18 protein-coding genes, 2 tRNA genes and 1 pseudogene are annotated in these 17,773 nt (G+C 68.0%); 8 read left to right on the forward strand and 13 right to left on the reverse strand.

The genetic code is table 11. The features are described from left to right. The 6 genes and pseudogenes from MLGJGCBP_RS54450 to MLGJGCBP_RS38230 form a co-directional block, all read left to right on the forward strand. Positions 1 to 98: pseudogene (locus MLGJGCBP_RS54450) on the forward strand (transketolase-like TK C-terminal-containing protein); the annotation flags it as partial. Positions 99 to 173: 75 nt separating this feature from the next. Then, a complete protein-coding gene (locus MLGJGCBP_RS38210) occupies positions 174 to 1,445 on the forward strand; it encodes a PucR family transcriptional regulator (RefSeq protein ID WP_012688158.1) in 1,272 nt (423 codons plus the stop codon). Between the two features lie 127 nt (positions 1,446 to 1,572). Next, entirely contained in the window at positions 1,573 to 2,490 is a 918-nt protein-coding gene (locus MLGJGCBP_RS38215) for an ACP S-malonyltransferase (RefSeq protein ID WP_160102418.1), read from the forward strand. Positions 2,491 to 2,596: 106 nt separating this feature from the next. Then, positions 2,597 to 2,908, forward strand: coding sequence for a meromycolate extension acyl carrier protein AcpM (acpM, locus tag MLGJGCBP_RS38220; protein ID WP_087559600.1), 312 nt, complete (start codon positions 2,597 to 2,599; stop codon positions 2,906 to 2,908). Positions 2,909 to 2,916: 8 nt separating this feature from the next. Beyond that, positions 2,917 to 4,167: a KasA/KasB family beta-ketoacyl-ACP synthase gene (locus MLGJGCBP_RS38225; protein ID WP_087559599.1), complete on the forward strand. Its 1,251-nt coding sequence runs from the start codon at positions 2,917 to 2,919 to the stop codon at positions 4,165 to 4,167. A gap of 96 nt (positions 4,168 to 4,263) precedes the next feature. Then, a complete protein-coding gene (locus tag MLGJGCBP_RS38230; protein WP_087559598.1) occupies positions 4,264 to 5,697 on the forward strand; it encodes an acyl-CoA carboxylase subunit beta in 1,434 nt (477 codons plus the stop codon). Between the two features lie 66 nt (positions 5,698 to 5,763). On the opposite strand, the gene MLGJGCBP_RS38235 is transcribed toward MLGJGCBP_RS38230, so the two are convergent. The 7 genes from MLGJGCBP_RS38235 to MLGJGCBP_RS38265 all read right to left on the reverse strand — a co-directional run bounded on the left by MLGJGCBP_RS38235 (position 5,764) and on the right by MLGJGCBP_RS38265 (position 10,338). Next, complete coding sequence (locus MLGJGCBP_RS38235; RefSeq protein ID WP_087559597.1) at positions 5,764 to 6,273, reverse strand: DUF3145 domain-containing protein; 510 nt, start codon at positions 6,271 to 6,273, stop codon at positions 5,764 to 5,766. Between the two features lie 125 nt (positions 6,274 to 6,398). Continuing rightward, positions 6,399 to 7,217 (reverse strand): serine hydrolase domain-containing protein, encoded by an 819-nt coding sequence (locus MLGJGCBP_RS38240; RefSeq protein WP_160102421.1) that lies wholly within the window; start codon positions 7,215 to 7,217, stop codon positions 6,399 to 6,401. Positions 7,218 to 7,237: 20 nt separating this feature from the next. After that, positions 7,238 to 8,365: an NDMA-dependent alcohol dehydrogenase gene (locus tag MLGJGCBP_RS38245; protein ID WP_087559595.1), complete on the reverse strand. Its 1,128-nt coding sequence runs from the start codon at positions 8,363 to 8,365 to the stop codon at positions 7,238 to 7,240. A 109-nt stretch (positions 8,366 to 8,474) separates the two neighbouring features. Further along, positions 8,475 to 8,993 carry a DinB family protein gene (locus tag MLGJGCBP_RS38250; RefSeq protein WP_160102423.1) on the reverse strand — a complete coding sequence of 173 codons (519 nt, stop codon included), beginning with the start codon at positions 8,991 to 8,993 and terminating at the stop codon, positions 8,475 to 8,477. A 36-nt stretch (positions 8,994 to 9,029) separates the two neighbouring features. Beyond that, positions 9,030 to 9,512: an adenosine-specific kinase gene (locus MLGJGCBP_RS38255; protein WP_087559592.1), complete on the reverse strand. Its 483-nt coding sequence runs from the start codon at positions 9,510 to 9,512 to the stop codon at positions 9,030 to 9,032. Between the two features lie 76 nt (positions 9,513 to 9,588). Beyond that, a complete protein-coding gene (locus MLGJGCBP_RS38260) occupies positions 9,589 to 10,203 on the reverse strand; it encodes a maleylpyruvate isomerase family mycothiol-dependent enzyme (RefSeq protein WP_201453311.1) in 615 nt (204 codons plus the stop codon). A gap of 61 nt (positions 10,204 to 10,264) precedes the next feature. After that, a tRNA-Ile gene (locus MLGJGCBP_RS38265) sits at positions 10,265 to 10,338 on the reverse strand. A gap of 218 nt (positions 10,339 to 10,556) precedes the next feature. On the opposite strand from MLGJGCBP_RS38265, the gene MLGJGCBP_RS38270 reads away from it, so the two are divergent. Beyond that, positions 10,557 to 10,787: a DUF6480 family protein gene (locus MLGJGCBP_RS38270; RefSeq protein WP_087559590.1), complete on the forward strand. Its 231-nt coding sequence runs from the start codon at positions 10,557 to 10,559 to the stop codon at positions 10,785 to 10,787. Here the strand turns inward: MLGJGCBP_RS38270 and MLGJGCBP_RS38275 are convergent. Further along, positions 10,728 to 11,897, reverse strand: coding sequence for an AI-2E family transporter (locus MLGJGCBP_RS38275; protein WP_160102427.1), 1,170 nt, complete (start codon positions 11,895 to 11,897; stop codon positions 10,728 to 10,730). The two genes, MLGJGCBP_RS38270 and MLGJGCBP_RS38275, sit on opposite strands and share 60 nt — an antisense overlap. A gap of 124 nt (positions 11,898 to 12,021) precedes the next feature. Beyond that, positions 12,022 to 12,094 (reverse strand) — tRNA-Asn (locus MLGJGCBP_RS38280). 137 nt (positions 12,095 to 12,231) lie between these two features. Between MLGJGCBP_RS38280 and MLGJGCBP_RS38285 the strand changes: the two genes are divergently transcribed. Then, positions 12,232 to 12,480, forward strand: a complete 249-nt coding sequence (locus tag MLGJGCBP_RS38285; protein ID WP_037226505.1) for a hypothetical protein — start codon at positions 12,232 to 12,234, stop codon at positions 12,478 to 12,480. Positions 12,481 to 12,495: 15 nt separating this feature from the next. On the opposite strand, the gene dnaG is transcribed toward MLGJGCBP_RS38285, so the two are convergent. The 4 genes from dnaG to MLGJGCBP_RS38305 all read right to left on the reverse strand — a co-directional run bounded on the left by dnaG (position 12,496) and on the right by MLGJGCBP_RS38305 (position 17,770). Continuing rightward, positions 12,496 to 14,430, reverse strand: a complete 1,935-nt coding sequence (gene dnaG, locus MLGJGCBP_RS38290; RefSeq protein ID WP_160102429.1) for a DNA primase — start codon at positions 14,428 to 14,430, stop codon at positions 12,496 to 12,498. A 48-nt stretch (positions 14,431 to 14,478) separates the two neighbouring features. Further along, on the reverse strand, positions 14,479 to 15,684 hold the full coding sequence (locus tag MLGJGCBP_RS38295; protein ID WP_236581611.1) for a lipase family protein: 1,206 nt from the start codon (positions 15,682 to 15,684) through the stop codon (positions 14,479 to 14,481). A gap of 86 nt (positions 15,685 to 15,770) precedes the next feature. Beyond that, complete coding sequence (locus tag MLGJGCBP_RS38300; protein WP_087559586.1) at positions 15,771 to 17,069, reverse strand: deoxyguanosinetriphosphate triphosphohydrolase; 1,299 nt, start codon at positions 17,067 to 17,069, stop codon at positions 15,771 to 15,773. Positions 17,070 to 17,077: 8 nt separating this feature from the next. After that, entirely contained in the window at positions 17,078 to 17,770 is a 693-nt protein-coding gene (locus MLGJGCBP_RS38305; RefSeq protein WP_087559585.1) for a YdcF family protein, read from the reverse strand. Positions 17,771 to 17,773 lie beyond the last annotated feature (3 nt).

Here is a 17,773-nt window from a genome sequence, read left to right on the forward strand (position 1 = left end):
CCCTCGACCGCTCCAAGGCCGTCGAAGCCGCCACGAAGTACCGCATCGACGACGTCCGCGCCGCCGCCGTCTCCTACACGGATACCGGAAGCGCGTAACGCCGCCATCCTCACCCACCGCCGCCCGTGTGTCCGTCGGACAACACGGGCGGCGGTGCGCGTAGGTTCTTGACTATGGTCGAGCAGAGTCCGTTGGTCTCCCGCAGACGACAAACCCGGGATCCGTTGCCCGACGCACTGTTGCGTCGCGTCAAACAGTTCTCCGGGCGCCTCTCGACCGAGGCCGTCACGACGATGCAGGATCAGCTGCCGTTCTTCGACGACCTCGACGCCGCTCAGCGTTCCAACGTGCAGTTGCTGGTCCAGACCGCAGTCGTCAATTTCCTCGAATGGCTGAAGAACCCGGACAGTGACATCCGGTTCAGCCTGGACGCGTTCCAGGTGATTCCGCAGGATCTCGCGCGCAGGCTCACCCTCAGCCAGACGGTGGACATGGTGCGGGTGGCGATGGAGTTCTTCGAGCAGTGGCTCCCGGCACTCGCCCGCAACGACCAGCAACTGATCGCGCTCACCGAGGCCGTACTCCGCTACGGCCGCGAACTGGGTTTCGCCGCCGCCTCCGTGTACGCCAGTGCCGCGGAGTCCCGCGGCGCCTGGGACACGCGGCTCGAGGCCCTCGTGGTCGACGCCGTGGTCCGCGGCGACACCGGGTCCGACATGTTGTCGCGGGCGGCGACCCTCAACTGGGACGCCACCGCCCCCGCCACCGTCATCGTCGGCACACCGCCCGAGGACGAACGGGTCTCGGTCGTCGGCACGGTCCACACCATCGCGCAGAGGCACGGCCGGGCGGCGCTCGCCGTCGTGCAGGGTTCGCGCCTCGTGATGGTCGTCAGCGGCGAGCTGCAGGAGGGGTCGGGGCACTCGAGTTTCATGACCGACCTGCTCGGCAAGTTCTCGGACGAGCCGGTGATCATCGGGCCGACCACGCCGACGCTCGGCGCGGCCCACTTCAGTGCCGTCGAGGCGCTCGCCGCGATGCAGGCGGTCGCCGGCTGGCGGGGCGCCCCCCGGCCCGTCCACGCCGCCGAGTTGCTACCCGAGCGGGCACTGCTCGGCGACAACGCCGCAGTCACCGCTCTCAACGACCATCTGGTCGCTCCGCTGGCGGCCGCCGGAGGTGTTCTCACCGACACTTTGGACGCGTATCTCGACTGTGGAGGTGCGGTTGAGACTTGTGCCCGGCAGCTGTTTGTTCATCCAAATACTGTGCGGTATCGACTGAAGAGAATCGCCGAAGTCACGGGACGCGATCCGACGAATCCGCGGGATGCGTATGTGCTCAGAGTGGCCGCCACCGTGGGTCGATTGACACATTCCCATAACGAACCCATATCACGTTTAACACCAGTCACACCCTTCCCATTCGGAGAAGCAGGGCTGTAACGAACGTCTGTCCAGATTCGATGCGAGGACCCCACGTGCAATTTTGTGGGAACCCAACAAATCCGCCGACAAAGGTTCATCCGCAACGACATCTCGCGGTACGCCGTCGACGGTGTTCTCTTGAAGAGTGATTTCGTTGCTCGCCCCGGGTCAGGGCTCTCAGACTCCCGGCATGCTCATCCCTTGGTTGGAGCTGCCGGGTTCTCATGACCGTGTCGCACTGTGGTCGAAGGCTGCCGGCCTCGACCTCGTCCGCCTCGGTACCACCGCGACCGCGGAGGAGATCACCGACACGTCGGTGACTCAGCCTCTCGTCGTGGCCGCCGCAATCCTCGCGTTCGAGGAACTCGACGCGCGTGGCCTGGTTCCCGCAGACACCATCGCGGCCGGGCACTCCGTCGGTGAACTCGCCGCGGCCGCTGTCGCCGGGGTCCTCTCCGCCGACGACGCCGTCGCACTCGCCGCCGTCCGCGGCGCGGAGATGGCCAAGGCGTGCGCACTCGAACCGACCGGCATGTCCGCGGTCCTCGGGGGCGACGAGGCCGAGGTGCTCGCCCGCCTCGACGAACTGGGCCTCGAACCGGCGAACCGCAACGCCGCGGGCCAGATCGTCGCGGCAGGTCTGCTGACGGCGCTCGGGGAACTCGCGGCCAACCCGCCGGAGAAGGCGCGGGTCCGTGCACTGCCCGTCGCGGGCGCGTTCCACACCCGGTTCATGGCTCCCGCGCAGGAGGCCGTCACCGAGGCTGCGTCCAAGATCACACCGGGTGAACCCACCCGCACTCTGCTCTCCAACGCCGACGGCGCACCGGTCGCATCCGGAGCCGACGCACTGACTAAGCTGGCCGCGCAGGTAACCCGACCTGTGCGTTGGGACCTGTGTACCGCGAGCCTGCGGACCGCTCAGGTCTCGGCGATCGCGGAACTTCCACCAGCCGGAACCCTGGTCGGTATCGCCAAGCGTGAAATGCGCGGCACGCCGACTCTGGCACTCAAGACCCCGGGGGATATCTCCGCGCTAGCCGAACTGACAGAACTCGGCTAGTTTGCTGCGCGCACCTCGGTGCGTGCAGGGCCCGCAGGCGCGGCCGATGGGGACGTGCCTGCACAACTCCAGATACATCTACACCGAATCAGAAGGGAGCCACTCAGTGGCCGCCACCCAGGAAGACATCATCGCCGGACTCGCGGAGATCATCGAGGAGGTCACCGGTATTGAGCCGTCCGAGGTGACCATCGAAAAGTCTTTCGTCGACGACCTCGACATCGACTCCCTCTCCATGGTTGAGATCGCCGTCCAGACCGAGGACAAGTACGGCGTGAAGATCCCCGACGAGGATCTCGCCGGACTGCGCACCGTCGGTGACGCCGTGAACTACATCCAGAAGCTCGAAGCAGAAGGTGGCGCCGACGCGGAGGCCGTGAAGGCCAAGCTCGAAGCTGCCAAGAACGACGAGGAGTGAGCTCAGCCGTGACTTCCGCCTCGACCAACGGGAGACAGTTCCCCAACATCGTCGTCACCAGCCTCGCGGCTACGACGTCGATCGCTGGTGACGTGGATGCCACGTGGAAAGGCCTGTTGGCCGGCGAGAGCGGCATCGACACCATCCAGGAAGCGTTCGTCACGGAGAACGACCTTCCGGTGACGATCGGCGGCAAGCTGAAGGTGTCGCCCGACGAGTCGCTGTCCCGGGTCGAGATCCGCCGGATGAGCTTCGTCGAGCGGTTGGCGCTCGTCCTGGGCCGTCAGGTCTGGGAGAACGCCGGCAGCCCGGAGGTCGACAAGGATCGCCTCGGCGTCGTCATCGGCACCGGACTCGGCGGCGGCGAAGCTCTGATCGACGCCGTCGAGAAGATGAAGGCCGGTGGCTACCGCAAGGTGTCGCCGTTCGCCGTCCAGATGGTGATGCCCAACGGTCCGTCGGCCACCGTCGGACTCGAGCTGGGGGCCCGCGCCGGAGTGATCACTCCCGTGTCGGCCTGCTCGTCGGGTTCCGAGGCCATCGCCCATGCGTACCGCATGCTGGTGATGGGCGACGCCGACATCATCGTCGCCGGTGGCGTGGAGGGTTACCTCGACGCCGTGCCGATCGCGAGCTTCGCGATGATGCGTGCGCTGAGCACCCGCAACGACGATCCGAAGGCGGCTTCACGGCCGTTCGACAAGGATCGCGACGGCTTCGTGTTCGGTGAGGCCGGAGCGATGATGGTCCTCGAGACCGAGGAGCACGCCAAGGCTCGCGGTGCCACCATCCACGCCCGCCTGCTGGGCGCGGGGATCACCTCCGACGGGTTCCACATCGTCGCTCCCGACCCCTCGGGTTCGGGCGCTGCGCGGGCCATGACGAGGGCGATCGAGACTGCTGGATTGACGAAGAAGGACATCCAGCACATCAACGCGCACGCCACGGCTACGCCGATCGGTGACACCGCCGAGGCGAACGCCATCAAGGCTGCCGTCGGCAACCATGCTGCGGTGTACGCACCGAAGTCCGCGTTGGGGCACTCGATCGGCGCCGTCGGTGCGCTCGAGGCGGTGCTCACGGTCCTGAGCCTGCGTGACGGAGTCATTCCGCCCACGCTGAATCTCGAGAATCAGGATCCAGAGATCGACCTGGATGTCGTCAAGGGCGAAGCCCGGTACGGCGAGATCGATTTCGCGATCAACAACTCGTTTGGTTTCGGTGGGCACAACGTCGCGCTCGCCTTCGGCCGGGTCTGACAGCCGGTCCTGCTAGATCGCGGGTGGAGACCTCTTCTCTGAAGGGGTCTCCACCCATCGACAGCCCTCGAGGGGCCCCCTACAGAGGAGGACGCGATGACAATCCTGGCACCCGCGACGAAGTCCGATGCGTCGATCGACCCGCGCGATCCCCTTGCGCGCCTCGAGAAGCTGTTCGACGCCGGGACGGTCGTCCCGCTCCATCCGCGTGACAAGTCCGGTGTGCTGGCCGCGTCCGGCAACATCGACGGTGTCCGCACCATCGCCTACTGCTCCGATGCCACCGTCATGGGCGGCGCCATGGGTGTCGAGGGCTGCAAACACATTGTGACGGCGATCGATACCGCCCTCGAGGAAGATGCCCCCATCGTCGGGCTCTGGCACTCGGGTGGCGCGCGTCTCGCCGAGGGCGTCGAGGCCCTGCACGCCGTCGGACTGGTCTTCGAGGCCATGGTCCGCGCGTCCGGCCGCGTCCCACAGATTTCCGTCGTCCTCGGCTTCGCGGCCGGTGGTGCGGCATACGGTCCCGCGCTGACCGACGTCGTCATCATGGCGCCCGAGGCCCGCGTGTTCGTCACCGGACCCGACGTGGTCCGCAGCGTCACCGGCGAGCAGGTCGACATGGTGTCGCTCGGCGGCCCCGACACGCACACCAAGAAGTCGGGTGTGGCGCACATCGCCGCCCACGACGAGGGTGACGCTCTGCACCGGGCGCGCCGCCTGGTGTCCATGTTCTGCGAGCAGGGCGAATTCGATCAGGCCGCGGCCGCGCACGGCGACACCGATCTCCGCGCGCTCATGCCGGAGTCGGCGAAGCGCGCCTACGACGTCCGCCCGATCGTTCACGAACTTCTCGACAACGTCGAGGGCGAGTCGAGTTTCGAGGAACTGCAGGGCAATTACGCCCGCAGCATCGTCACCGGACTCGGACGCCTCGGCGGCCGCACCGTCGGGGTCATCGCCAACAACCCGCTGCGCCTGGGCGGGTGCCTGAACTCGGAGAGCGCCGAGAAGTCGGCTCGCTTCGTCCGGCTGTGCAACGCATTCGGCATCCCGCTGGTCGTGGTCGTGGACGTTCCCGGATACCTCCCCGGGGTGAGCATGGAATGGGAAGGCGTCGTGCGCCGCGGAGCCAAACTGCTCCACGCGTTCGCCGAAGCCACCGTGCCCCGGGTGACGGTCGTGACCCGCAAGATCTACGGCGGCGCCTACATCGCCATGAACTCCCGTGCTCTCGGCGCCACCGCCGTCTACGCGTGGCCCGACGCCGAGGTCGCCGTCATGGGCGCCAAGGCGGCCGTGGGCATCCTGCACAAGCGCGCCCTGGCCGCGGCGCCGGAAGAAGAGCGCGAAGCCCTGCACGAGCGTCTGGCCGTCGAGCACGAGAGCATCGCCGGCGGCGTCGACCGCGCCGTCGCGATCGGTGTGGTGGACGAGGAGATCGACCCGGCCAAGACGCGCAGTGTCGTCACCGCCGCCCTCGCCGCCGTCCCTTCCACCCGCGGCGACCACAAGAACATCCCCCTGTGATCTGAGCATTGATCGAGAGAAGGCCCCCACCGGCGGTGGGGGCCTTTTCGCGTCCGTGTGCGGGTGTCAGCCGACGTCGCGGCGCAGCCAGGTGACCTCGGCGCCTTCGCCGCCGCTGCGGAACGGCTCCAGCGCCTCGTCCCAGGCGGTTCCGAGGGCGTAGTCCAGTTCGGCCGCGATGTCACCGCCCGCCTGCATCAGTGCCCGCAGTCGCATCTCCCCCACGACGACATCGCCGTTCGCGCTGGTGGATCCGTGCCACAGACCCATGCCGGGCACGTGACTGAACCGTTCGCCGTCCACGCCCTCGCTGGCGTCCTCGGTGACCTCGAAACGCAGCATCGGCCAGGCGCGGAGCGCATTGACCAACCGCGAGGCGGTGCCGACGGGCCCCACCCAGTTGGTGGTCGCGCGCAGAACGCCGTTGGAAGCCGGCTGCGAGGTCCATTTCAGGTTCGCTCGGCAGTCGAGGGTCGCGGTCAGCGCCCATTCGATATGGGGGCACAACGCGGCGGGCGACGAGTGGATATAGACAACACCAGCCGTCACGTCCGCGAACTGATTCAATGCGCGCACTCGAGCCTCCTGCTTCGACGAGGGACGTCTTCCCCAACGGCCTCAGTCGGTGTGTGCAGCACGCTCGGTTGACCAGTGTGCCCTGTGATGCGTGTGTTGCGCCAGTGATTCGAGCAATCGGTGTGTCATCGTCGTCGGCGTTCCGAGAGGATACCGTCGCTCAGCTCGGTCCACACGGGCTTGGCCCAGTCGCCGAAGTCCCGGTCCGTCAACGCGACGCACGCCAGGCCCGCGACCGGATCGACCCAGAGGAACGTGCCGGACTGCCCGAAGTGTCCGAACGTCTGTGGCGAGTTGCCCGTGCCGGTCCAGTGCGGGCTCTTGCCCGACCGGATCTCGAATCCCAGACCCCAGTCGTTGGGACGCTGTGAGCCGTATCCGGGCAGAATTCCGTCCAGTCCGGGGAATTGCACCGAGGTGGCGTCCGCGAACGTCTGAGGCGAAATGAGCGCCGGGCGGAACAGTTCGGCGGCGAAGCGGCCGAGGTCTCCCGCCGACGCCTGCGCTCCGTGGCCGGCGGGCCCGACCAGAGCGGACGCGGTCATCGACAGCGGAGCGAAGACGGATTCCGAAACGTAGTCGGCGAAGTCGATCGACGTCTCGGCGGTGAGGAGGTCGGCGAGCACCTCGAAGCCGGCGCTGGAGTAGATCCGCTTGCGCCCCGGTGCCGTCTGCACCCGGTCCGCGTCGAAGGCGAGGCCCGACGCGTGCGCCAGCAGATGACGCACCGTCGAGCCCTCCGGGCCTGCGGACTGGTCGAGTTCGACGGCCCCCTCCTCGGTGGCCACCAGGACTGCGTACGCGCAGAGCAGTTTGGTCACCGAGGCCAGCGGGAAGACGCGCTGCTGGTCGCCGTACTCGCCGATCACCCCTTCGTCTCGCGACAGGACCACCGCCGCAGCGTTGTCCACGGGCCATCGGGCAATCTGATCGAGACTCTGCACCCGGTCAGACTACGAGACCGTCACCAGTCGGCTTCGGTGTACCGGATGACGCCGCGAATGTTCTTGCCGTCGAGCATGTCCTGGTACCCGTCGTTGACGCCTTCGAGGCTGTAGGTGCGGGTGATCATGTCGTCGAGGTTCAGCTGCCCCGACTTGTACATGGCCAGCAGGTTCGGGATCTCGACGCGGGCGTTGCCGCCGCCGAAGATGGTGCCCTTCAGGTCCTTCTGCAGCATCGAGAAGAGGAACAGGTTCAGTTTGACGTCCATGTCGGTCATCGCGCCCATCGCCGTGACGACGCACGTGCCGAACTTGCTGGTGAGCAGCAGGGCTTCCTCGACGTATTCGCCGCGCATCTCCCCGACCGTGATGATCGTCTTCTGCGCCATCAGCCCGTTGGTGAGTGCGATGATCGGCTCGATCGCGGCGGCGGCGCTCTCGAACGCGTGGGTTGCCCCGAACTTCAGCGCCTGTTCCCGCTTCCACGGCACCGGGTCGATGGCGAAGATCTGACGGGCCCCGGACGCCACCGCGCCCTGCAGCGCGCTCATGCCGACACCGCCGACACCCATGATGACGACGGATTCGCCCGGCTTCACCTCCGCCATCCGCGTCGCCGAACCCCATCCGGTGGGTACGCCGCAGCCGACGAGGGCGGCGACGTCGAAGGGAATGTCCTTGTCGATCTTCACGACCGACGTCTCGTGCACGACCATGTAGGGCGAGAACGTTCCGAGCAGGCACATGGGGATGACGTTCTCGCCGCGCGCGTGGATGCGGAACGTGCCGTCACTGATCGCCAGCCCGCTCAGGAGCCCCATCCCGAGGTCGCAGAGATTCTGATGTCCCGCCGAGCACGCCGGACAGCGTCCGCAGGCGGGTACGAAGGAGAGCACCACGTGGTCGCCGACCTCGAGATCCTTCACCTCCGGGCCCAGCTTGGTGATGACGCCGGACCCTTCGTGGCCGCCCATCACCGGGAAGGACGCCATGGGCATCGAACCGGTGACGATGTGGTGGTCGGAGTGGCACATTCCGGCCGCTTCCATGCGAATCTGCACCTCGCCCGCAACCGGATCGCCGATCTCGATCTCCTCGACCGACCACGGCTCGTTCAGGCCCCACAGGATCGCACCCTTGGTCTTCATGTGACTCCAACCCTTCGTTCATGTCTGCACATCTGCTGATGTGACGATAGACACAAACCGATCGAATTGGAACACGTTCTACCGAATCGGGTCCGGGAATCCGAAACTGTTACCCCGACACGTCGTGGAGGTGGTGGATCGGGTCGTGGACGAAATACCTGGCGAGGGTCTCCACCGTGAACGAGGCGCCGTCGCTCCGCCGCCCGGTCCGCGACCGGAGTTCCGGCGTGACGGCCGCGAAGTTGTCCGCCACCGCGGCGCCTGCCGCACGCAGTTCGGCGTCCACGACGACCGGGTCCTGCTCGTTGTAGCGCTCGGCGATCGCCGTCTCGTCCTGATCCCAGTTCGGGAACGGGGGATCCGTCTGCTCGAGGATGAGCCGGAGGCGGACGTCGAAGATCCGGAACACGTCGCGAACGTGCGCGGCGTACTCGAGGGCCGACCACGTCTGCTCGTTCGGCCGGACAGTCACGTCGGCACGGGTGAGGACCGGCGACCAGGCATCCGCGTTCGCCCGGACCAGAGCGGGAATGTCCTCGTACCGGGTTGCGGCCGAATCGAACCCGCAGTCGGGGCACGCCCGGTCGAGGACCCAGGTCCAGTTCTTCGTGTCGGGAGTGATCGCCATGCCGGTCATCGTAGAGCGCCGGGCGGATGCGCTCGCTCAGAGTTTGTAGCCGATCGTTCGCAGCAACGCCTTGCGGTCGGCGACGTCGGCACTCGTCTCCACACCGGCCGGTGGGCGCCCGTCGATCACGCCGGCGATGCCCCGGCCGAGTTCCGTCTCGGCCACGATGATTTCGACGGGGTTGGCGGTGGCGCAGAAGATGCCGCACACCTCCGGCACCTGTTTCAGCGTGTTCAGGACGTTCACCGGATAGCCGTCCTCCAGAAATACGAAGAACGAGTGGCCCGCGCCGACGGCGACGGCGTTGCGCGTGGCCAACTCGACGAGGCGGTCGTCGTTGCCGGAGTTGCGCACGAGACGGGGTCCCGACGCCTCGCAGAACGCGATACCGAACCGGAGGTGCGGACCCACTCCCACCAGGGCCTCGTGCACGTCCTCGACGGTCTTGATGAAGTGGGACTGTCCGATGATCACGTTCATGTCTTCGGGCTTGTCGATCGGCACGATCTGCAGGTCCACGATGGCCTCCTCGGGTGACTTTCAGTCTGCCCCGCTCCGGCACCGAGAACAACGACGCGGCACGTGCGTGCCTCGGTCAGGTGCCGACGTGGGCGGCGAATGCCGACCGGCCGGGACCGGTGAGGTCGCCGAGTGCGTCGCGGCGTCCAGCCATCGCCATCAGCAGCGCTTCCCCGCTTCCACTCACCTGCGGTCCCCGGCCGTGGGACCAGTCGAGATCCGTCGCCACCAGCTTCACCCCGCGAGCTCGCCAGGCGCCGCGGATCAGCGGAGCGAACCGCGCGAACTCCAGCGCCGTGCGCAGCCGCCGCGGGGGGATGGTCCGGGGAATCGCCAGGGGTCGCCGGATGTCCTGTTGATGGATCATGCCGTCGACGAGGGCGATCCTCCCACCGAAACCGGCTGGCAGACCGCTGGGTTCGGCGTGAATGCGCATCAACTCGAGCAGCTGCGCGGGGGTGCGGTCCGCGAGGTCGGCGACCCCGAGTTCGTTGACCCGGTCCTGCAGGAACCAGCCCTTCGCGAACCGTGCGGCCAGGCTGCGGAAATCGAGTTCGTCGTAGCTGATCACGTGCGCGACCACGTCCCGGACCCGCCACCGCTCGCACAGGCTCGGCGACTCCCACTGGTGCGGGGACAGACTGGCGAGCAGTTCGGCGAATTCTTCCCGTTCCTCGCGCGCCAACTCCATGGACTTCACACTGCCCGCATCCGGGCCGACTTGGGAAGCCCCGGCCGACCGGGGAAGTGGGTGGGGCGGGCGGGGCTCGAACCCGCGACCAATGGATTATGAGTCCACGGCTCTAACCGACTGAGCTACCGCCCCATCACCGCACTACTCGCATCGCGGCCTGCCGATGTTACCGTGCGCCCGCCGCGGGCGCGTAGCCGGGACGAAGCCGGTCCCGACAGCGCTTTTCGTCGTCGACGGGTCGATTCGACGTCCCGATCGCGGCGCCTGCTCGTCGTCCTGTGTGCAAATACGCCTCCCGGGGTACGCGGGTGTCACCGTCATTGCCGAGGATCACGGGAAAGGAGTGGACGATGAGCGTCGAACATCCAGGACCGGAACCGGAAGATGCACCCGCCCTCGACGCGGGTGGGGGCGTTCAGCCGGGCGACACACCACCGGACGCCGGCCAGACGTCGGGGTTGTCGCACCCGCAGCCGATGCCGGGTCGGACGGTGCCGGTCCTCGCCTTCATCCTGATCGGGCTACTCATCCTGGGAATCGCGGCGTTCTTCGTCGCTCGTGTGTTCGCGTTGTTCGACTGAGATGACCGTCGCCGGTTCGTCGGCGACGAGTTCGTATCGTCGCCCGTACGTTTCGACGAGTGCCTGGATTGCCGCGACCACCGGGACCGACACCAGCGCTCCGACCGCACCGAACAGCGAGGCGCCCACGATCACCGACCCGAACGCGACCGCGGGGTGGATCGAGACCGTCGCGGACGTGATGCGCGGGTGCAGCACGTAGTTCTCGATCTGCTGGTAGACGGTGCCGAACACGATCACCCACACGCCGTCCATGGGCTGGGACGCCGCCGCGATGATCGCCGGGAGGGCGATCGCGAGGTAGGTGCCCAGCGTGGGGACGAACTGCGAGACGATGCCGGTCCACAGTGCCAGCGGCAGCCAATAGGGCACGCCGATCACCACGAGGAAGATGCCGGTGGCGACCGAACTGATGGCGGCGAGGATGAGCCGCGACACGACGTAACCACCGGCCTTCTCGACCGAGATCTCCCAGACCACCGAGATGACCCGCTGTTGCCGCGCGGGAAACCAGCTCGAGATGGTGCGGCGGAGAGCCGGTCCCTGCGCGGACATGTAGAACACGAACAGCAGCAGCGTCAACATCTGGAAGACGACGCCGAGCAGCGAGGACAGCACGCCGAGAACTCCGGGCGTGAATCGCTCGGCGAGGTCCCGCACGGTCTCGGGGGTGAGGCGGATCAGATCCTCGCCGGTCGCGAAGTCTGTGTCGAAGACACGATTGGACCAGTCGGTGACGGAGGACAGGGCGCTAGGCAAGGCCTTGAGGAGCTGGGCGAGCTGCTGGGCGAGCAGTGTCCCGAAGAGCGCCAGAAATCCGATGGCGAAGACGAACAGTGCCAGCAACACGAGTCCGGTGGCGAGGCCGCGCCGCAGCCCCCGGCGCTCGAGCCAGTCGACGACCGGTTCGAGCGTGATGCTGAACAGCCACGCGAGAAACAGCAGTCCCAGGAATCCGCGCAGGTTGACGAACAGCCACCCCGACAACTGGTAGGCGGCGACGGCCAGCAGGACGTACAGGATCGAGGGCAGCAACCACCGTGGGGCGTCGCCGGCGCCGAAACGCCGGACCGGCCCCGTCCGCTCGGTTTCGCCGCCGTCCTCGCTCATCGCACACCCCGCGGTCGCTTGCTGCCGATACAGCGGGAATGTACTCGCCCGGGACGCGCACCGATCCGAATTGGCCGGGTGCAGCAGAAAACCCCGCCCGGATGGACCGGACGGGGTTTCGGTGCTCCCCCGGCTGGACTCGAACCAGCAACCGTCCGATTAACAGTCGGAAGCTCTGCCAATTGAGCTACAGGGGATTATTCTGCTGTGCTTCGCCGTTCCCGGCGATGCGAGAGAAACTGTAGCGCATAGCCCCACCCCAGTACCAAATCGCCTGCCTGTCGACGCATCAGGCAGGATGGGGAAGGTCGTTGTGCGTCGGGAGGAAGCGGGAATGATGCGGTTGTTGATCGGTATCGCTGCTGGGTACGTGCTGGGTACGCGAGCAGGACGTGCGCGCTACGAACAGATCAGCCGGGCCACCAAGGCCGTGGCCACCAGCCCGGCCACGAAGAAGGTGTTGCAGATGTCACGACAAAAGCTGTCCGACTCGCTGAACACCCAGCCCAAGCTCGAACCCATGAAACCGCTCGACGAGGACACGACCATCCTGGTTCCCCAGGATCAGCTCAAGAAAAAGTAGCCGACGGCGGCCGGTTCAGCCGGCCATGCCGTCACGGTTGGTGTCGCCGATCGCCTGATCGAGCAGGCTCCGGCGGTACTGTTCCAGGGCGACGAGGTCGCCGAGCAGCGAGTGGAACTCGTCCGACGCCGTCGCCGGCGAGATGCGCTGCAGCTTGGATTTCAGTTCCGCCACCTGCTCCCCCACCCACACCTCCTGCAGGCGTGCGATGACGCCGGAGATGTATCGCGGGACGGTGTCCTCCTCGGCGGGCAACGGTTCGACGGCGAGTTCGGACACGAGAGACGCCGCTGTGACGTCCTCGACTCCCCGACTGACTGCGTCGACCCACTCGCCGCCGCCGAGGCCCGCGCTGGCGCCGCCCGCCGCGATCATCGATTCGCGGATCACGACGTACGTCGGGTGCGTGAACGTCTCCACCGGCAGCGAGTCGAAGACGGTGCCCGCGATGGCCGGGTACTGCAACGCACCCTTCAGCGCCTCGCGTTGCGCCCACAACGTCGGGTCGTTCGGCCGGGGCCGGGACAGGCCGACCGGCAACGGCGGGGCGTCCTGGTTGTCGTCCCTGGCCGCCCGCTTCCTGGGCGGCGCGGGCACCGACCCGCGGGTGGACGCCCCCCTGCGCGCCTCGTCCCGCACCCGTTGCCGGACCGCGGCGATGTCGTCCCAGCCCACCCAGCCGGACAACTGGACGGAGTAACTGTCACGCAGAGTCGCTTCCTTGATCTGGGCGACCACCGGCACCGTGCGCTTCAGCGCCTCGACCCTGCCCTCCGCGGTCTCGAGGTCGTGCTCGGTGAGGATCGACTTGACCACGAACTCGAACATCGGGGTGCGGCGCGCCACCAGATCGCGGACGGCGGCGTCACCGGACTTCTGCCGCAGTTCGCACGGGTCCATGCCGTCGGGCGCGACGGCGACGAACGTCTGCCCGGCCATCTTCTGGTCACCCTCGAACGCCTTCATCGCCGCGGCCTGGCCTGCGGCGTCCCCGTCGAACGTGTAGATGATCTCGCCGCGAAAATAGCTGTCGTCCATCAGCAGTCGACGCAACATCGAGAGGTGGTCGTCACCGAACGCGGTGCCGCAGGCGGCGACGGCGGTCTTGACCCCGGCCAGGTGCATCGCCATGACGTCGGTGTATCCCTCGACCACCACCGCCTGATGCCCCTTGGCGATCTCCCGCTTGGCGAGGTCGAGCCCGAACAGCACCTGAGACTTCTTGTACAGCACGGTTTCCGGCGTGTTGACGTACTTGCCGGGCATGGTGTCGTCGTCGAACAACTTGCGGGCGCCGAAACCGATGACGTCGCCGGACAGGTTCCGGATCGGCCAGAGCAGCCGCCGGTGGAAGCGGTCGATGTGACCGCGCCGCCCTGCCTTCGACAGGCCCGCGGCCTCGAGTTCCTTGACGTCGAAACCCTTGCCCAGCAAATGCTTCGTGAGGATGTCCCAGCCGTCGGGCGCATACCCGCAGCCGAACTGCTGCGCGGCCTGGGCGTCGAAGTTCCGTTCCGTCAGGTAGTCGCGGGCGGCCTGCGCGTCGGGCTCCTGTAGACGCGCCGAGTAGAACTCCTGCGCCGCCGCGTTGGCCGCGACCAGCCGGGCGCGGGTGCCGCGGTCGCGCTGCACCGACGTTCCGCCACCCTCGTACGAGATGGTGTAGTTCAGCCGGTCGGCCAACTGCTCGACGGCCTCGACGAAACTGATGTGGTCGATCTTCTGGAGGAACGAGTAGACGTCGCCGCCCTCGCCGCACCCGAAGCAGTGGAAGTGCCCGTGGTTGGGGCGCACGTGGAACGACGGCGACTTCTCGTCGTGGAACGGGCACAGCCCCTTCATGGAGTCGCCGCCGGCGCGCTTGAGGGAGACGTACTCCCCCACGATGTCCTCGATCCGTGTGCGCTCGCGAATGGCCGCAACGTCACGATCAGGGATTCTGCCAGCCACGCCCGACAGTCTAGGCGCTCTCCCGGAGCCCGGAATTCCGCCTCGGGATCAGCAGTTCGACGGGGCGGGGATCCCGGCGAATCGGTCGCCGAGATAGCTGAACGCGGGGCCGGCGCCGAGCATGGTGGCGGTGCCGTGGTCGGCGCCCGGGATCACGTCGAACTGCACCCGCGCACCCTGTGAGCAGTACCGGGCGACGGTGTTCTGCACCGGTCCGATGGCGACGAGGGGGTCCGCGCTGCCGTGCCAGACGAACATCGGGGTCCGCGGAACCCCCGGATACAGTTCGACGCTGTTCTCGTCCATCACCGCGCGGCCGGACGGATCGGCGAGGATCCCGGGACCGTTGGTCAGGTCGGGCAGCGATTTGCCCGCACCGGCGCCGAGGATCGAATCGGTGCACATGTTGCTCATCTGCGCGCGCAGGGCGAGTCCCTCGTCGTTGAGGCCGTCCCCGAGCGGGGAACGCGTCGGGTACTCACGCTCGAGCCCGATCGCGGCCGCGAAACCCAGGCCGAATGCCTGCGAGCGGGTGCCGCCGAGGCGGTCGGCCAGTTCGCCGATGTTGACCGGGGTGCCGCCCTCGGCGGCGCCCACGATGTTCAATTCCGGGGCGTAGGTGGGGGCGAGCGCCGCAGCCCAGTTGGTCGCCATGGCGCCACCCGAGTACCCGGCGAGCCCGACCGGACTACCGCCGAGACCGGCCTCGGGGAGCCGCTGCGCGGCGCGGACGCCGTCGAGGACGAGCCGGCCGCCGAGTTTCGCCGCCCCGTACGCGCTGGTGGGACCGAGGTGGTCGGGCACGGCGACCGCCCAGCCCCGCGCGAGCAGGGCGTTGAGGGCCGGGGCCTCCTGGAGTCCGCCGTCGAACAGCTGATGCGACGGTGCGCATTCGAGCCCGAGCGCGTTGACGAACGGCTGATACGACACCAGCGGCCGGTTCGCGGGAGTGCCACGGGGCACCAGCACCGTGGTGACCGCGGCGATGGGCGCGCCTGCGGAGTTGGTCGACTTGTACTTGACCTGCCAGGCGTCGGCGGTGGGGAAACCGGTGGCGGCGACCGGGCGGCTCGCCAGCACGTCACCGTCGGCGCGCGCCCCGACATCGGCGGGCGCACCGTAGAACGGGTCGGGGTCGGCGAACGGGTATGCGGGCGCGGCCTGTACCGCGGGTGGGGCCAGCAGGGCGGCGCCGACCGCCACCGCCAGCGCTGCGGACGTCGAACCGATGATCTTGCGCACTGCAGACTTCATCCGGTCTCCCTGACCATTGGGTGCAAGCTGTCTGTAGTCCTATTCGTAGCACCGCGCCGGCCGGATTGGTCCGACTTCGATGTTCGTCAGCCCCAGCTCGCCTGGGCCCCGAGACTGGACTTGTCGACGCGTTCGAGCCTGCTCTCGGTGTAGGAGGCGATCTGGTCGACGACGACCCGGACCCGTGCGGGGTCGTCGGCCGCGGCGTTCCAGGCCGGAACCAGGATCGGGTCGAGCCCGTCGGGTGCGGTCGCAAGCAGCCATTCCGCGACGCGGTGCACGCGGTCCCGCTGCCGTTCCTGCCGCGCCCGGTGGCCGGCATCGGACATCACGAAATTCAATGCGAACGTCTTGAGCAGCGCCACCTCGGACGCCACCACCGGCGGGACCACCAGATCGGCGTCGTACCGGGCGACCGGCTTGTCGCCGTGGACGTCGCGGGTCCCGATGATCGCGGCGGTCGCGAACCGGCCCACCAGTTCGCTGGTGAGGTTCTTCAGCGCGACCGAACTGGTGAGCGTGCCGTCGTAGCTGCCCACCGCGACGACGACCGGCAGAAGGCTGAGCCGTTTCGCGGCCTCGACGAGTTCCTCGACGTCGAGTCCCACGAACTCCGCGGCGCCGAACTCGGCGAGCGCCCGCTGGTCCACCGGATCGGCCAGCGCACGCAGGTCGATGCGCCCGTCGATTACCCCGTCCTCGACGTCGTGCACGGAGTAGGCGACGTCGTCGGCCCAGTCCATGACCTGCGCCTCGAGACACTGGTGACCGTCCGGGGCGCCCTCACGGATCCACGCGAGCACCTCGGCGTCGTCGTCGTAGGCCCCGAACTTGGCGCCCGGGCGCGGCCGGGTCCACGGGTACTTGATCGCCGCGTCCAGCGACGCCCGGGTCAGGTTGAGCCCGGCGCTGCGTCCGTCGGGGTAGAGCACCTTCGGTTCGAGGTTCGTCAGGATGCGCAGATTCTGGGCGTTGCCCTCGAATCCGCCGCAGCGTTCCGCGACCTCGTCGAGGGCCTTCTCACCGTTGTGACCGTACGGCGGGTGACCGATGTCGTGCGCGAGGCCGGCGAGGTCGACCAGATCGGGATCGCAGCCGAGACCGTCGGCGATCCCGCGGCCGATCTGCGCCACCTCGATCGAGTGCGTCAACCGCGTCCGCGGGGTGTCCCCGTCCCGGGGGCCCACCACCTGGGTCTTGTCGGCGAGCCTGCGCAGCGCTGCCGAGTGCTGGACGCGCGCGCGGTCGCGGGAGAAGACGGAGCGGTGCTGGGCGGCCGCGATCTGACTGCCCGGGATCCCCGCCCGTTTCGGTGCCTCGCGGACCCGCCGGGCGACGTCGTGCGCGGAGTACACCTCGCCGCGGGGTGTCGTGTGTGGTGTCATCGAAACGCCTACTGTCCCGCCGTGTAGGGGAAGTCGGCCGAGAAGTGAGTGAGCTGATACCAGATCAACGCCCCTGTCTCCCGGGCGATTCCGTGCAACTGCGACTCTCGGGTGAACACCGCGGGCCCCTGCCGGGTGGGCGCCGTCCAGGCCTCGAGTCCGGCGTCGCGGGCCATCGTCCGGGTCCGCAGCGAATGCCACGGGTCGCTGACGAGCACCGCCGAATCGATGCCCTGCGCACCCATCGCCTCACTCACCGCCTCGATGCTGAGCAGGGTGTCGGATCCCTCCTCGACCGCGGTGATGCTGTCGGCGGGGACACCGCGCGAGATCAGGTAATTCTTCCCGGACGCCGCCTCGGTGTACTCGTCGCCCTCCTGCTTGCCGCCGACCGTGATGACCTCCGGGGCCACCCCGCGCTCGTACAGCTTGTACGCCTGCTCGAGCCTGGCCTCGAACACGGACGACGGGGTTCCCGAGTACTGGGCGGCGCCGAGCACCACGATCGCGTCGGCCGTCGACGTGTCGTCGATCCGCGCGACCTGCCACACCCGGACCGCGGTGCCGAGCACCAGAGTCGCCGCGAGGAGAACGACGCCGGCGATGATCCGGCGGGTCCACCGCGCCAGCGTGCCTGCGAACCCCAGGCGCGCAGGATGGCGCGGGAGGTCGTGGCGTTCACGGCTCGGTGCAGAATTCACTCC

It is taken from the genome of Rhodococcus sp. T7, assembly GCF_009872365.1.
Classification (GTDB): domain Bacteria; phylum Actinomycetota; class Actinomycetes; order Mycobacteriales; family Mycobacteriaceae; genus Rhodococcus_F.

What these genes read in the sequence shown, in the direction of transcription:
- MLGJGCBP_RS38285 (WP_037226505.1), top strand. Translation starts at nt 12,232, where the DNA reads ATGATGCGGTTGTTGATCGGTATCGCTGCTGGGTACGTGCTGGGTACG.
- MLGJGCBP_RS38210 (WP_012688158.1), top strand. Translation starts at nt 174, where the DNA reads ATGGTCGAGCAGAGTCCGTTGGTCTCCCGCAGACGACAAACCCGGGAT.
- MLGJGCBP_RS38230 (WP_087559598.1), top strand. Translation starts at nt 4,264, where the DNA reads ATGACAATCCTGGCACCCGCGACGAAGTCCGATGCGTCGATCGACCCG.
- MLGJGCBP_RS38260 (WP_201453311.1), bottom strand. Translation starts at nt 10,203, where the DNA reads ATGGAGTTGGCGCGCGAGGAACGGGAAGAATTCGCCGAACTGCTCGCC.
- MLGJGCBP_RS38250 (WP_160102423.1), bottom strand. Translation starts at nt 8,993, where the DNA reads ATGGCGATCACTCCCGACACGAAGAACTGGACCTGGGTCCTCGACCGG.
- MLGJGCBP_RS38245 (WP_087559595.1), bottom strand. Translation starts at nt 8,365, where the DNA reads ATGAAGACCAAGGGTGCGATCCTGTGGGGCCTGAACGAGCCGTGGTCG.
- MLGJGCBP_RS38275 (WP_160102427.1), bottom strand. Translation starts at nt 11,897, where the DNA reads ATGAGCGAGGACGGCGGCGAAACCGAGCGGACGGGGCCGGTCCGGCGT.
- MLGJGCBP_RS38300 (WP_087559586.1), bottom strand. Translation starts at nt 17,069, where the DNA reads ATGACACCACACACGACACCCCGCGGCGAGGTGTACTCCGCGCACGAC.
- MLGJGCBP_RS38270 (WP_087559590.1), top strand. Translation starts at nt 10,557, where the DNA reads ATGAGCGTCGAACATCCAGGACCGGAACCGGAAGATGCACCCGCCCTC.
- MLGJGCBP_RS38295 (WP_236581611.1), bottom strand. Translation starts at nt 15,684, where the DNA reads ATGAAGTCTGCAGTGCGCAAGATCATCGGTTCGACGTCCGCAGCGCTG.